The 14,019-nt window shown below is 62.6% G+C and carries 12 protein-coding genes; 2 read left to right on the top strand and 10 right to left on the bottom strand.

Going from position 1 to position 14,019, the window contains the following annotated elements:
• Positions 1-74 precede the first annotated feature (74 nt).
• From K408_RS0130255 to K408_RS0130225, 7 genes are all read right to left on the bottom strand, one after another.
• A complete protein-coding gene (locus K408_RS0130255) occupies positions 75-842 on the bottom strand; it encodes an enoyl-CoA hydratase/isomerase family protein (RefSeq protein WP_024342810.1) in 768 nt (255 codons plus the stop codon).
• Between the two features lie 30 nt (positions 843-872).
• Entirely contained in the window at positions 873-2,870 is a 1,998-nt protein-coding gene (locus K408_RS0130250) for an ATP-binding protein (protein ID WP_024342811.1), read from the bottom strand.
• A 16-nt stretch (positions 2,871-2,886) separates the two neighbouring features.
• Positions 2,887-4,491, bottom strand: a complete 1,605-nt coding sequence (locus K408_RS0130245; protein ID WP_024342812.1) for a carboxyl transferase domain-containing protein — start codon at positions 4,489-4,491, stop codon at positions 2,887-2,889.
• A gap of 11 nt (positions 4,492-4,502) precedes the next feature.
• Positions 4,503-5,666, bottom strand: coding sequence for an acyl-CoA dehydrogenase family protein (locus tag K408_RS0130240; protein WP_024342813.1), 1,164 nt, complete (start codon positions 5,664-5,666; stop codon positions 4,503-4,505).
• A gap of 158 nt (positions 5,667-5,824) precedes the next feature.
• Complete coding sequence (locus K408_RS0130235; protein WP_196232424.1) at positions 5,825-6,244, bottom strand: Zn-ribbon domain-containing OB-fold protein; 420 nt, start codon at positions 6,242-6,244, stop codon at positions 5,825-5,827.
• A complete protein-coding gene (locus K408_RS0130230; protein WP_024342815.1) occupies positions 6,241-7,422 on the bottom strand; it encodes a thiolase C-terminal domain-containing protein in 1,182 nt (393 codons plus the stop codon). Before K408_RS0130230 ends, K408_RS0130235 begins: the two co-directional genes overlap by 4 nt.
• On the bottom strand, positions 7,419-8,963 hold the full coding sequence (locus K408_RS0130225) for a class I adenylate-forming enzyme family protein (protein ID WP_024342816.1): 1,545 nt from the start codon (positions 8,961-8,963) through the stop codon (positions 7,419-7,421). Before K408_RS0130225 ends, K408_RS0130230 begins: the two co-directional genes overlap by 4 nt.
• A gap of 182 nt (positions 8,964-9,145) precedes the next feature.
• Between K408_RS0130225 and K408_RS0130220 the strand changes: the two genes are divergently transcribed.
• A complete protein-coding gene (locus K408_RS0130220) occupies positions 9,146-9,955 on the top strand; it encodes an enoyl-CoA hydratase/isomerase family protein (RefSeq protein ID WP_024342817.1) in 810 nt (269 codons plus the stop codon).
• 39 nt (positions 9,956-9,994) lie between these two features.
• On the opposite strand, the gene K408_RS0130215 is transcribed toward K408_RS0130220, so the two are convergent.
• Complete coding sequence (locus K408_RS0130215; RefSeq protein WP_024342818.1) at positions 9,995-11,959, bottom strand: AMP-binding protein; 1,965 nt, start codon at positions 11,957-11,959, stop codon at positions 9,995-9,997.
• A 132-nt stretch (positions 11,960-12,091) separates the two neighbouring features.
• On the opposite strand from K408_RS0130215, the gene K408_RS0130210 reads away from it, so the two are divergent.
• A complete protein-coding gene (locus tag K408_RS0130210) occupies positions 12,092-12,766 on the top strand; it encodes a transglutaminase-like domain-containing protein (protein ID WP_024342819.1) in 675 nt (224 codons plus the stop codon).
• 2 nt (positions 12,767-12,768) lie between these two features.
• Here the strand turns inward: K408_RS0130210 and K408_RS43620 are convergent, their stop codons facing one another.
• A complete protein-coding gene (locus tag K408_RS43620; protein WP_245265967.1) occupies positions 12,769-13,473 on the bottom strand; it encodes an acyl-CoA dehydrogenase family protein in 705 nt (234 codons plus the stop codon).
• A complete protein-coding gene (locus tag K408_RS43615; RefSeq protein WP_245269083.1) occupies positions 13,470-13,940 on the bottom strand; it encodes an acyl-CoA dehydrogenase family protein in 471 nt (156 codons plus the stop codon). Before K408_RS43615 ends, K408_RS43620 begins: the two co-directional genes overlap by 4 nt.
• Positions 13,941-14,019: the final 79 nt, after the last annotated feature.

Here is a 14,019-nt window from a genome sequence, read left to right as displayed (position 1 = left end):
TAACGAACGTTCGATTTCAAGGCAAGGCGGCGAGGGTACGGCAGCTTGTCGATTCCGCCCGCAAAAGCCGTCTACTACTTTTCTCTAAATCTGGGCTGACGCTTTTCCCGGAATGCGGCGATTCCTTCGCGCGCATCCTCGTGCATGAACAGGAACGGGAAACCGTCGATGACATGACGCATGTCGTCGCCGCCCAACCCGCGATTGTAGAACGACTTCGCCATCCGCACTGCGAGCCGCGGCTTGGCGGCGATCTGTTCGGCAAAGGCGAGAGCATTGGCGAGCAGTTCGGCATGCGGCGCCACGCGGAGCGCAATGCCGAGCCGGCAGGCTTCTTCGGCCGAGATCGGATCGCCGAGAACGCTCAGCTCCTTGGCCTTGGCGCGGCCGACGATCCCTTGCAGGCGAACGATCGCAAAGCCCGGCAGCAGGCCCAGCTTGATCTCTGGAACGGCGAATTTGGCGCGGTCGGAGGCGATGATGAAATCGGAGGCAATCGCGAGTTCGAAGCCGCCGCCATAGGCGATGCCGTTGACGGCAGAAATCACGATCTTGCGGGTGTTCTCCGGCGCTGCCAGCACTTCCATCGCGTCGATCAGGAAGCTGCGCGCCCTTTCCGGATCGAAGTCGAATTCGCCGATATTGGCTCCGGCGCAGAACGCCTTGTCGCCGTTGCCGGTGATGACGGCGACACGGATATTGTCATCCGCATCCGCCTGCTTCAGCCCTTCGAGGATGCCTTGGCGAATGCCTGGGCTCAGCGCGTTGAGCTTCTGCGGTTCGTCGAGCGTCAGGAGCGCGACCTTGCCTCTGGTTTCGTAATTGACCGATCCAAATCGCATGTCCCACTCCCTCGTCTTGTTGCTGGTATGTCAGGCCTGCCCGGCGGCTTCGACGACGACGACAATCGCATTGCGTTCGATGATCTCGTTGGCGCAGCAATTCACCGCTGATACCGTGCCGTCGATCTGGCTGCTGATACGCAATTCCATCTTCATCGATTCAAGGATCGCGACGACATCGCCAACCCTGACCTTGTCGCCGATGGCGACGTTGACCTTGCGGATCATGCCCATCATCGGGGCGCGCAGCTCTCCGCTCGCTTCCGTCGTTGCACTTATATAGGTCAGGTAGGGAATGGCGGTCAGCGTATGCACGCCGCGGCGATCATGCACGAACAGGGTTCGATCGTGCTGAAGAATGCGAACGGATTCGCGACGGCCGGCAATAATAGCGACGAAGGCGCCATCATCAGCGGGCAGAAGATTGACAGAAACCTTGTCGTTATTGACGCCGACGATCATGTGGCCGTCGGCTTGCTGCGGCGCAAACCGGATCTCCGCGCTGGCGCCGGCGGCTTCGAGATGCAGCACCGGGATCGGCGATAATCCGTCGCCGCCGGTTGCCATCTGCCACGCTGTGGTTTCGCGCGTTTGCCACGGGTTGCTCGCCGCGCGCGGACGTTGCTGCATCAGCCAGAAGTACGCGCCTAGCGCCGATGCCTCGACGTCAGGTCCCCTGGTCCTTTCGACAAGCTGGTCGATCTGCTCGTCGATCAAGCGCGTATGGAAAGTCGCGTTGCGCGCTTCCGGTAGCGCAATCAGACGCGCCAGGAAATCCTGGTTGGTCGTAATGCCGAAGATCGAGGTCGCGCCGAGCGCGTGGCTGAGCTGGTCGAGCGCTTCGTTCCGGGTCTCCGCATTGGTGATCAGCTTGGCCAGCATGGAGTCGTAATAGGGCGAAACACTCGATCCGCTCTCGACGCCGGTCTCGACCCGTACGTCGGCTGTGGGGAAGTTGACATAGGCCAGATCGCCCGTGCAGGGCATGAAATTGTCGGCGGCATCCTCCGCGCAAATCCGCGCCTCGACCGCGTGGCCTGCGCAGGCGATGTCGTCCTGTTCGAACGGCAAGCCTTCGCCGGCTGCAATCCGCAGCATCAGTTCGACAATATCGATACCGGTCACCATTTCGGTGACGGGATGCTCGACCTGGAGCCGCGGATTGACCTCTAGGAAGTAGTAGTCGCCGCCGCCGACGATGAATTCAACGGTGCCGACGCCGCGGTAATTGAGGCGCTTGCCGAGCCGCGTCGCATCATCAGTCATGCGTTCGCGCAGAGCGGCGGGGAGGTTTGCGGCCGGTGCTTCCTCGATCAGCTTCTGGTGCCGGCGTTGCAGCGAGCATTCGCGTTCGAACAAGTGGATCACGTTGCCCGTGCCGTCGCCGGCGATCTGCACCTCGATATGACGGCCGTGCTCGATCAGCTTTTCGACGATCAGTCCGGCACTCCCGAACGAGTTTTTCGCCTCGCGCATCGCGGCTTCGATTTCGCCCTCCAGCCCGCCGGCTTTGGACACCGCGCGCATACCTTTCCCGCCGCCGCCGGCTGCCGCTTTCAGCATCGCGGGCAGGCCGAGTTGCTTCACGATGCCGGCCACGGCCGTAACGTCCTCGCTCGGCGTCTGACTGCCGGGAACGGTCGGCACGCCAGCCGCTTCGGCTTCGCGCTTGGCGGAAGCCTTGTCGCCCAAGCGTTCAATCACCTCAGGTGTCGGTCCGATGAAGACGAGGCCTGCGGCTTCGACCGCGCGCGCGAATTCCGCATTCTCGGCCAGGAAGCCGAAGCCGGGATGAATAGCTTCCGCGCCTGCGGTCTTGGCCGCGGCGATCACGGCATCGATGCGCAAATAGCTGTCGGAGGCAGCGCCGCCGCCGATCAAGTAGGATTCACCGATGGTCTTGACGTGCAATGAGTCAGCATCGACCGACGAGTGAACGCCGGCTACAGCGACGCCGAGCTTGCGGCAGGTCCGCGCGATGCGGCAGGCGATCTCGCCACGGTTCGCAATCAGGATTTTCTTGAACACCGGCTATCTCCCGTCGTCACATCCGGAGTACGCCGAAGTCGGTGCGCTGCTGCGGCAGGCGGCCGGCGAGGTCGAGCAGCAGCGCCATCACGTTCCGGGTCTCAAGCGGGTCGATCACCATGTCGCACCAGGTATTGCGGGCGAAGTTATAGGCGTTGGCGAAGTCCTCGAACTCCTTGCGCACCGGCGCGCGATAGGCCTCGCGCTCCTCGTCGGTCCAGCTCGTGCCTTCGCGCTTGTGGGCCTCGTCGCGAACCATCGCGAGCGTATTGGCGGCCTGATCGGGGCCCATGATTGCCGAGCGGCCGTTCGGCCACATCATCATGGCGTTCGGGCGGAAGGCGCGGCCGCACATCGACAAATATCCGGCGCCGTAGGCATTGCCGATGATCAACGTGTATTTCGGCACGTTGGCGCTTGCCATCGCCGTGATCATCTTGGCGCCGTCTTTGGAAATGCCGCCTTCTTCGGCCTCGCGGCCGACCATGAAACCGGTGACGTCGGCCATGAAGAGGAGGGGAATGTTGCGCTTGCAGCAGAGGTCGATGAAGTGCGTCGCCTTGAGACTCTCGGAGAACAGCACGCCGTTGTTGCAGAGGATGCCGATCTCGAACCCCATGATGCGGGCAAAGCCGGTGATCAGCGTGTCGCCGTAGAGCGGCTTGAATTCGTGGAATTCGCTGTCGTCGACCAGGCGGGCGATGATGCCGCGGTTGTCGGTCGGCACCCGCGGATCGGCGCTGATCAGGCCATAGATGTCAGCCGGATTCGCGCGCGGCGGACGTGGCGTGGCTACAGTCCAGCGTTGCTCGGGCACTTCGCCGAGATGGGCGACGATGTCGCGGGTGATGGCGATAGCGTGGCCATCGCTTTCGGCGAGGTGATCGGTGACGCCGCTGATGCGGCTGTGCATTTCGCCACCGCCGAGCGCTTCGACGCCAACTTCCTCGTTGGTGGCTGCGTAAACGAGCTGCGGACCGCCTAGGAACATGGCGCCCTGGTTGCGAACGATCACGGTCTCGTCGCACAGCGCCGGCATGTAGGCGCCGCCGGCCGTTGACGGGCCGTGCACGACTGCAATCTGTGGGATGCCTTCGGCAGACATCCGGATCTGGTTGTAGAAGATCGACCCGAACTGGCCTTCGTCCGGAAAGATATTCGGCTGGTCGGGCAGGTTGGCGCCGCCGGATTGCACCAGGGTGATGCAGGGCAGGCGATGCTGCCAGGCGAAGCGCTGCGCGCGAACATGCTTCTTGCAGGTGATGCCGTAGTAGGTGCCGCCCTTCACCGTGGCGTCGTTGGCGATGACCATGCAGGGGCGGCCGGCCACCATGCCGACGCCGGTGATGATGCTGCCGCCGGGCGGCACGCCGTCATACATGCCTTCGCCGGCCAACTGGCAGAACTCAAGAAATGGCGAACCGGGATCAAGGAGAGCGGTGATCCGCTCGCGCGGCAGCAGTTGCTTGCGTTCCTGGTGCAGCTTGCGCGCGCGTTCCGGTCCGCCGATGGCGGCTGCGGCGCGGCGCGCGTGGAGGTCCGTAATTCGCGCTTGATAGGCGTCGCGGTTACGAACGAATTCCTCGCTCGCGGTCGAAACCTCCGATTTCATCGTGGCCATGGGCGTTCGACCTAATAGCTGCGCGGCAAGCCCATCACGTGCTCGCCGATGTAATTGAGGATCATTTCGCGATTGAGCGGTGCGGTCTTGAGCAGACGCACCATCGGATAGATGTCGAAGATGCCGTATTCTTTGGTGAAGCCGTTGCCGCCGTGACACTGGATCGCGGTGTCTACCGCCTTGATCGCAGCATCCGCCGCGGCGAGTTTGGCCATGTTGGCGAACTCGCCAGCTTCACGGCCCTGATCAAAGGTCCAGGCAGCCTTCAAGGTCATCAGCGAGGCCATTTCGATGTCGGTCTGCGAACTCGCCAGGGGATGTTGCAAGCCCTGATAAGCCCCAATGGGCGTATTGTTGAAGACCTTGCGCTCGCGAACGTATTCGACCGCACGGTTCAGCGCGTAGCGGCCGAGGCCGCAGCAGATCGAACCTACGAGGATCCGCTCGGGATTGAGGCTCTTGAACAGGATGCCGAAGCCTTTGTCGATTTCACCGACGACGTCTTCGGGCCCGAGATCGACGTCATCGAAGAACAGTTGCCATTGGGTTTCCGGCGCGGTGATGCTGACGGGGATATATTGCTTCTGCAGTCCTTTGGCCTTGAGATCGACGATGAACAGTGTGAAGCCATCGGTCTTCTTGCCGACTTCCGTGTGCGGCTTGGTGCGGGCCACCACCAGAGCATAGTCGGAGCCGTCGGCGTCGGTGATGAACGTCTTTTGTCCGTTCAGCGAGAAGCGGTTGCCGCGTTTGGTCGCAATGGTGGAAGTTCGGATCGTGTTGGTGCCGGCATCAGGCTCGGTGATCGCGAAGCAGAAGCGCGTTTTGCCGGAGCACGCATCCGGCAGGTAGCGCGACTTCTGGGCCGTGGTGCCGTATTTGGCGATGAAGCCGAGGCTCATCGCGGCGCCGACGACGAGGTTCAGCAGTGGAATGCCGTTGTTCGAGAGGCCCTCGAGGAACAGGTGCATCTCGGTCATGCCCTGTCCGGCGCCGCCGAATTCCTCCGGCACCATGGTGCCGACGAAGCCGTCCTCGGCGATCTTCTGATACAGCGCTTCCGGAAACGCGCGCTTCTCCGCGCACTCCATCCAGTAGCGGCGGTCGAATTTCTTGGCGACGGTATTTCCATAGTCGAGGATCTGCCGCTGCTCGTGCGTGAGATCAAAGTCCATGGATCGGGCTCCGGTTGAGGATGTCCGTCATGTTTAGGCAGAAGGGCGCGGGATTGCAATCTAACAATTGTTAGAAATCGAACGTTTGTTAGAAAATAATCCGAAGGCCGGCCGCGAGTTAACCTCGACGGGCGCGACGGCTCAGACGGGTCTGGTGATCAGGCGCGGCGGAACCGCGGCAGCGTGGTCTCGTCGTCGATGGCTTCGCAGACCAGCACGACGTTCATGTCGAAGCTGACGTCGTCGGGCTTGCCGCCAGTGTAGGTGCTGATCATGCGCGGGCCCTCTGCCAGGTCAACCAGCAGCACCGCATAAGGCACGTCGTCCTTGAAAGCCGGGCCGGGCGCGCGATGGACGACGCTGAACGAATGAACCTTGCCGCGGCCGGATGCCGCGCGATGCGTCAAGTTTTCACTGCCGCAGTTACGGCACATGCCTTGCTGGTAGTACTGGACGTGGCGGCAATCGTCGCAGTGCTGCAACAACAGCACGCCGTCGCGCAGGCCGCGCCACAATGCCGCGGAGTCCGCGTCGGGCGATGGCACCGGTTTCCGCTTGGCGTCTTCGCTCGAAATCACAGCGTGTTCTCCGTGCCGAGGATCGTGGTCGCGTTGGTCGCAAATCCGGCACCCAAACTATGCACAAGCCCGAGTTCGGCGCCGGCCACCTGACGCTCGCCGCATTGCCCGCGCAGCTGCGCGATCACCTCATGGAAATGGAAGAACGAGCCGGGCATGCCTGGATGCGCAAAGGACAGCAGCCCGCCGTGAGTATTCGAGGGGATCTGCCCCCCATAGGTCATCTGCCCGTCAGCCACGAAACGCCCGCCTTCGCCCTTGGGGCAAAAGCCGAGATCTTCCAGCATCATGATCACGGTGCCGGTGAAGCAGTCGTAGACGCCGGCGACGTCCATGTCCTTCGGGCCGTAGCCCGCCATCTCGTAAGCGTTGCGGCTGGAGGTGATCGCGCCTGTCGAAGTTAGCGATGGCATCAGGAAGATGTGCTCATGGGTGTAGCACTCGCCGCCGCCAAGGATGTAGATCGGCTTGGCGATGCCGAGTTCCCTGGCGTGTTCTGCCGAGGTCAGGATAAAGGCCGCGCCGCCGTCCGAGATCAGCGAGCAGTCGAGCTTGTGGTAGGGCGTCGTCACCCAGCCGGAATTGAGTACGTCGTCGACCGTGATCGGCTTGGTCTGCTGGGCACCAGGCGTGCGCGAAGCGTGACGCCGCGACACAACGGCGACTTCGGCGAGTTGTTCGGCAGTCGTGCCGAATTCCTTCATGTGCCTGTGCGCGGTCATCGCAAAGGTGTTGGCGACGGGAATGCCGAACGGCATTTCGTATTGCTGGTCGCGGCTCTCGGTCAGCGAGCGCAGCGCCATATCAGGCGTCAGGCCGGTCATCAGGCTATCGCCGGCGGTGACCAGCACGACCTTTGCGAGCCCACCCTGAATTGCGGCCGCGCCGATGTTGAACATCGTCGCAGCCGTGGCGCCGGACACCTGCAACGTGTTCGAAAAGGTCGGCTGGATGCCGAAATATTCGCTCAAGGCCACGCTGAAACGATGGAAGGGCGAAGCGAACGCGTGGCACGACAGCACGCCGTCGACGGCACTCTTGTCGAGACCGGCATCTGCGAGCGCTTTCTTTGAAGCATCCGCCGCAAGCCACAGCGGGCTGCGGCCCGGTACCTTGCCGACCGGCGACATGCCGATGCCGATGACTGCGACTTTGCCGCGCAGGGTGGTGGCGCTCATGAGGCGCGTCCTGCGTTGGAAGCTTTCAGCCGCGCTTCGAGTTCGTGGCGCTGGACCTTGCCGCTGGTCGAGCGCGGAAACTCCGTGAAGTCGATGAAGTTGAACTGCCGGGGTCGCTTGTAGGAAGCGAGGTCGCGCCGGCACAACTCCAGCAGATCGGCCTCGGTGATGCTGTCGTCGCGCCGCGCCACGAAGGCGATCGGAACTTCGCCCCATTTCTGGTCGGTAGCCCTGACGACCGCGGCTTCAGTGATGCGGCTATCGCTCATCAAAACGCGCTCGATCTCGGCGGGGTAAACGTTCTCGCCGCCGGACTTGATCAGGTATTTCACGCGGTCGACGAAATCGAGCGAACCGTCTTCGTTGCGGCGAAACACGTCGCCCATGTGAAACCAGCCGCCCCGAAAATCATGGGCATTGGTGTCGTGTGCCTGCCAGTATCCGGAAAACAACGTCGGTCCGCGCATCGCCAGTTCGCCCGGCATGCCTTGCCCGACCTCGCGGTCGGATGGATCGACCAGCTTGATCTGGCAGAATGCGCTCTGTTGTTTCGACAGCCGCTCGGGGATTTCACCGGGCGCGATCAGCGCGCGGGTGGCGGGCGGCAGACCGGTTTCGGTGGCGCCAAAACTGTTGAGATAGGGCGCCTGCAACAGCTCGGTCACTTCGGCGATCGCATGCGGCGGCACCAGGTCGGCCATTGCGCCGCAGACACGCACGCCCTTCACCTTTGTCCTTTGTTGCTTCAATCCGGCGGCAAAGGCCTCGACCATACCGGGAATCAACACCAGCCAGCCGATCTCGTGACGCGCGACCGCGTCCAGCATCGATTCGATCTGGAAGCCGTCGATCATCACGACGGTGGCGCCACGCAGCAGGGTCGAGAGCGCGTGGTCGGTCGACGCCATGTGGAACATCGGTGCCCAGGCCACGAAGGCATCGCGATGCGAGATGCCCAATTCGGAGCTGAACACCAGTGACCGCGCAATCATTGCGCGGTGCGAGACCACAGCGCCCTTCGGCAGCCCGGTGGTGCCGCTGGTGTAGAGGATCACCAGGCCGTCCTCGGCTTCCGCCGCGGTCGGGGCCTCCCGATCTTGCTGCTGTTGCAGAAGCTGTTCGTAGGCCAGCCCGAGCTCCAGCGTTTTCCAAGGGCCTGAGGCGAGATTGGCGCGCAGGTCCGGCTCGACAATCACGAGTTTCGGCGACACCAGCTCAAGGCAATAAGTGAGTTCGCGCGGCGATAAGCGCCAGTTCTGGCAGGCGGTGATGACGCCGAGATGGGCGGCCGCGAGTTCGATCTCGATATATTCGGGCCGATTGCGCGAGAGGAGCGCGACGCGGTCGCCGCGTTGCAGGCCATGCGCCGACAGCATTGCGGCGGCGCGTTCGACGCGGCCGCGCAACTCGCCGTAGCTAATGTTCCGGCCCTGATATTCGATCGCAACGGCCGCGGGTTGAATCCTGGCGCGGCTGCGGAACAGCTCGCCGACCGTCGGACCTGAGCCGGCTACCGCTGCACCGTCGAATTCGGCAGTCATCTTCCGTTCACTCCCGGGGTATCTTCTTGCTTTATTAGCCCCTTTGTCGGATCGAAACTATACGCTTGCAGCGATATCCGATCAAACCTAAATTCTAACATCTGTTCGAAATCATCATGACCGGTTGCACGCAAGCGATCGGGGCGGCCGCGGGACGGCTTGCCAGCAAAAAGGGAGAGCCCATGTCCGACCGTTACGCCGCCTATACCAGCCTGAAGATCGATTATCCGTCGAAGCGGATCCTGCGGATCACGTTCGACCGTCCCGAAACCTACAACTCGGTGGATGCTGCGACCCATACGCAGCTCACCCACATCTGGCGCGACATCAACGACGATTCCGAGATCAACGCGGTGATCGTCACCGGCGCCGGCAAGGCGTTCTCGGCCGGCGGCGATTTCGAGTTGATCAAGAGCATCCTCGACGATCCAAAGGCGCGCATGTCGACGTGGAAGGAAGCCAAGGACCTCGTCTACAACGTCATCAACTGTAACAAGCCGATCATTTCAGCGATCAACGGCGTCGCCGTTGGCGCCGGTCTCGTCGTCGGTATTCTGGCGGACGTCTCGATCTGCGGTAAATCCGCGCGGATCGTCGACGGTCACACGAGGCTCGGCGTGGCGGCGGGCGACGTCGCCTGCATCATCTGGCCGCTGCTGTGCGGCCTTGCGAAGGCAAAATACTACCTGCTGACCTGCAAACCACTGTCGGGCACCGAAGCCGAGCGCATCGGTCTGGTGTCGCTCTGCGTCGAGGACGCCGAATTGCAGAAGATCGCGCTGGAAACCGCCGAAGACCTCGCGACCGGCGCGCAGAGCGCGATCCGCTGGACCAAATACGCGCTGAACAACTGGCTCCGCGTCAACGGCCCGCTGTTCGACACGTCCACCGCGCTGGAAATGCTGGGCTTCACTGGCCACGAGGCGCGGGAAGGTCTGGCGTCGCATCTCGAGAAGCGCACGCCGGTGTTCTCGCCGGATTGCCCGATCTGATCGATGGCAGCGGGAAGGGCCGGTCCTCCGGCCTTTCCCTCACATCGCCGCGAGCTTTTCGCGCAGCCGCTCGACGGCTTCGGGGTTGGCGAGCGCGGAGAGGTCGCCGGGGTCCTTGTTTTCGAATACCGCGCGCAGCACCCGGCGCATGATCTTCAGATTGCGGGTGCGCGGCAGGTCGTCGACGAACAGCACGGTCTCCGGCCGGTACGACGTGCCCATGCCGGTGACGATGGCCGACGACAGCAGCGTCGCGAGTTTCGGATCTCCCTCGACACCCGGCATCGGCACGCAAGCGCAGACGATGGCCGCCCCCTTGACCGGATGCGGGATGCCGAACACCGCGGCTTCGGCCAGCTTGCCGGTCGCAATCAGGATTCCTTCGAGTTCGGCAGGCCCCGTGCGCTTGCCGGAAATCTTGATGGTGTCGTCGGAACGGCCGAGGATGTAATAGAGCCCGTCGGTGCCGCGCATCGCGAAATCGCCGTGCACCCAGATTCCCGGAATCGTGTTCCAGTAGCTATCGAGATAGCGCGCGTCGGCCTTCCACAGGCTCTTGGTCAGGCCGATCGAGGAGTGCCGCAGCACCAGTTCGCCGACCGTGCCATCGGGCACCGGCGTGCCGGCGAGATCGACGATATCTGCGCCGACGCCAAGGGCAGGCCGCGAGAACGAGCCGGGATTCATCGGGTGATTGGGCGTGCCGGTGAAGATGCATCCGCCGACCTCCGTGCCGCCGGAAATATTGATGATCGGGATCTTGTTCTTGCAGACGTGCTCGAAGAACCACATCCACGGCGCTGTGGTCCAGGCTTCGCCTCCGGATGCGGTCATGCGCAGGCTTGAGAGGTCGTAGTTCTCGACTTCCTCGCCATAGCGCATCAGGCTGCGCACGATTGTCGGCGATACGCCGAGATATGTGACCTTGTGGTCGGCGATCAGTCGCCAGAACCGCCCGGTGTCGGGAAAATCGGGCGTGCCTTCCGCAATCAGCAGGCTGCCGCCGGCAAAGCTCGGAATGCAGGCGCACATCGCGCCGACCATCCAGCCCACGTCGCTGAAAAAGAAGAAGCGATCCGACGACTTGAAATCGCCGCAGATGATGATGTCGCGAGTGACCATCGAGCCGATGAAACCGATGTGGGTCCAGACGCATCCCTTCGGCTCGCCCGTGGTGCCCGACGTGTAGAGCAGGATCGCAGGATCTTCAGCCTGCATCTGTTCGGTCGCCAGCGCCGCGTCGGGGCCGGCAATGGCATCGTCCCACCAGCGGTCCCGGCCATCGCGCATCGGCGTGTCGATATCGAGCCCGGCGCGGCGGGCGACGATGACATGCTTCACCGATGGTGCGCCTTCAAGCGCGATGTCCAGCACGGATTTCAGCGCACCCGGAGCGCCGCGGCGCCAGGTGCCGTTGGCGGTGATGACAACCTTGGCCTCGCCGTGATTAAGCCGCGACTGGATCGGGGCAGGGCCGAATCCGGAGAACAGCGGCATCACGATCGCGCCGATTTTCAAGATCGCGAAGAACGCAACGAAGGTCTCGGGCAGGTTCGGCATGTAGATGGCTACGACGTCGCCGCGCCCGATGCCGGTATCGCGCAGGCCCCGCGCCAGCCGGGTCACTTCGGCGTCGAATTGGCGGTAGCTGAGCGAACGGCGCTCGTTCTTGTCTTCGCCTTCCCAGACGAGGAAAGTCTGGTCCCAGACCTTCGTGTCGCGGTGCTTGTCGAGGCAATTCAGCACGATGTTGGTGGTGCCGCCGACACACCAGCGCGCCCAGGCTTCGCCCTTCGACACGTCGAGCATCTGCTCATAGGGCTTGTAGAACCTGACGTCGCAAAACTTGAAGACTTGCTGCATCAGCCAGGCCGGATCGGCTTCGGCCCGCGCGGCGAGGGCATCGTAGTCCCTGTCGCCGGTCGCGCGCAGGAACGCGGTGAGGTTGCTCTGCGCCACGAGTTCCGCTGGCGGCGTCCAGGTGTAGGGCGGGGTGTCGCTCATGACGTTGTTGCTTCGTGTTGTCGCGCCTGCCGGATGGCGCGGAAGCTAACGCGTCGGCCGAGATTGCGTCAATGGCCCGCTATCTTTTGTTTCGAACGTTTGTTAGAAATTCTGAAAAGACGGGGGAATGGAATGTATTCCGCTTCGGAATTGCTGGCGTCGACGCCTTATGTCGACAGCGGATCGGCCGAGATCCGCGAATTCGTCGCGCGCCATCTACCCGACGCGGCCGACCTGTCGCCGACCGAGAAGGCGATCCGCCTGTTCGATGCCGTGCGCGACCAGATCCGCTACAATCCCTTCAACATCGGCACCACGGCGGACGAATATCGCGCCAGCCGCATCGCAACCCAGCCGACGAACTATTGCGTTCCGAAGGCGATCATGCTGACCGCCGCCTTGCGTGCCGCCGGCGTTCCCGCTGCGGTTGGTTTCGCCGACGTCCGCAATCACCTGAATTCGCCGAAACTCGCCGAACTGATGGAGACCGATCTCTTCATCTACCACGGCTATGTCACGCTCTGGCTCGACGGGCAGCAGTTCAAAGTGACACCCGCCTTCAACACCGAGATGTGCGAACGCTTCGGCGTCAAGCAACTCGTGTTCGACGGCAAACATGACGCGCTGTTCCACGAGTTCGACGTCAATAGCCAGCGCCACATGGAATATGTCAACGACCGCGGCTGGTTCGTCGACCCGCCGATCGGGCAGCTATTGCAGGATTTCCACGCTACCTATCCGAAACTGTGGCAGTCCAGCGTTGACCGGGTCCAGGTTCGTGACATGAAGTTCCACGGCGAGCGCTGAGTTCATTTGCGCTCGGGTTGCTTGGCATATTGAACCGCGACCCGGCCGACCTTCTCGCGCGCGATGACGAGTTTCTGGATCTGCGCCGTACCGTCGCCGATTTGAAGCCCCATGACGTCGACATAGCGCTGATGGAACGGCAGATCCGTTGTGTAGCCGTAATGGCCATGCGTCAGCAGGCACTGGTGGATGATCTCGCACGTTACTTTCGGCACATACCATTTGCACATCGCGGCCTCCGCGGTATGGGGCAGGCCGCGGTCGCGCAGCGACAGCGTGTAAAAACATAGCTGCCGCATCATCGTGAGTTGCGTCTCGGCCTCGGCGAGCGGAAAACTCACGCCCTGATACTGCGCTATCGGCCGCTCGAAGGCGATGCGGCCGGTGGTGTATTGCCAGGCTTCGTCGACGGAGGCCTGCGCCGGTCCGATGCACTCGAGGCCGATCAGGGCGCGGCTGTAGTCGAAGCCGGCCATGATCTTGGAAAACCCCTTGTTCTCCTCTGCCATCAGGCATTCGGCGGGAACGAACACGTCGTCGAAAAACACCGAGCCGCGGCCTACGGGTTTGGTGCCGATGTCGTCGAAATGGGTGCGGGTGATGCCGCGTTGGTTGAGGTCAACGAAGAAGGCGCTGACGCCGCGCGCGCCGTCCTCACCAGTGCGGGCAAAGATCACGGCGGCATCGCACTGATCCCCGAAGCTCATCGAGGTTTTTTCGCCGTTGAGGCCGTAACGTTGCCGGATTTCTCGGCGCGCAGGATGAGATTGGCCGCGTCCGATCCGCCGCGCGGCTCGGTGAGGCCGAGCCCGATGACGGCTTCGCCCTTGACCACGCGCGGCAGCCACTGCTGCGAAATGTCGGGCGAAGCATGCTGGGCGATCATGCCGCCCATCAACGACGCCAGCAACTGGACGTAACTGGCGTTGAAGTCGCCATAGGCGATCTGTTCGATGATGACGCCGGCGGTGGCGCTGCTCTCGCCGAGCCCGCCGTATTGTTCGGGAATATCGACGCCGATCAGGCCGAGATCGCCCATTTCCTTGAGCATCGCGCGGTCGATGCGATCCTGTTTGGCCCGCTTCTGGTAATGCGGCGCGAGCTTTTCGCGCGCAAACCGTTCGGCAATTTCACGAAATGCCTGCTGCTCGGCGCTGAGCGTGGTGTCCATCATGTTTCCTTCGCAGCTTGCATTCGGTCCGATTTTTATTCAGTCTAACAATCGTTAGAAAATGCGCAATCGTGCCCGGAGC

This window comes from Bradyrhizobium sp. in8p8 (assembly GCF_000426845.1).
Lineage (GTDB): Bacteria > Pseudomonadota > Alphaproteobacteria > Rhizobiales > Xanthobacteraceae > Bradyrhizobium > Bradyrhizobium japonicum_C.
Note: the sequence above shows the minus strand (reverse complement) of the source record. Positions and strands in the feature narration are given on the sequence as shown.

What these genes read in the sequence shown, in the direction of transcription:
- K408_RS0130255 (WP_024342810.1), bottom strand. Translation starts at nt 842, where the DNA reads ATGCGATTTGGATCGGTCAATTACGAAACCAGAGGCAAGGTCGCGCTC.
- K408_RS0130245 (WP_024342812.1), bottom strand. Translation starts at nt 4,491, where the DNA reads ATGGCCACGATGAAATCGGAGGTTTCGACCGCGAGCGAGGAATTCGTT.
- K408_RS0130240 (WP_024342813.1), bottom strand. Translation starts at nt 5,666, where the DNA reads ATGGACTTTGATCTCACGCACGAGCAGCGGCAGATCCTCGACTATGGA.
- K408_RS0130230 (WP_024342815.1), bottom strand. Translation starts at nt 7,422, where the DNA reads ATGAGCGCCACCACCCTGCGCGGCAAAGTCGCAGTCATCGGCATCGGC.
- K408_RS0130225 (WP_024342816.1), bottom strand. Translation starts at nt 8,963, where the DNA reads ATGACTGCCGAATTCGACGGTGCAGCGGTAGCCGGCTCAGGTCCGACG.
- K408_RS0130220 (WP_024342817.1), top strand. Translation starts at nt 9,146, where the DNA reads ATGTCCGACCGTTACGCCGCCTATACCAGCCTGAAGATCGATTATCCG.
- K408_RS0130215 (WP_024342818.1), bottom strand. Translation starts at nt 11,959, where the DNA reads ATGAGCGACACCCCGCCCTACACCTGGACGCCGCCAGCGGAACTCGTG.
- K408_RS0130210 (WP_024342819.1), top strand. Translation starts at nt 12,092, where the DNA reads ATGTATTCCGCTTCGGAATTGCTGGCGTCGACGCCTTATGTCGACAGC.
- K408_RS43620 (WP_245265967.1), bottom strand. Translation starts at nt 13,473, where the DNA reads ATGAGCTTCGGGGATCAGTGCGATGCCGCCGTGATCTTTGCCCGCACT.
- K408_RS43615 (WP_245269083.1), bottom strand. Translation starts at nt 13,940, where the DNA reads ATGATGGACACCACGCTCAGCGCCGAGCAGCAGGCATTTCGTGAAATT.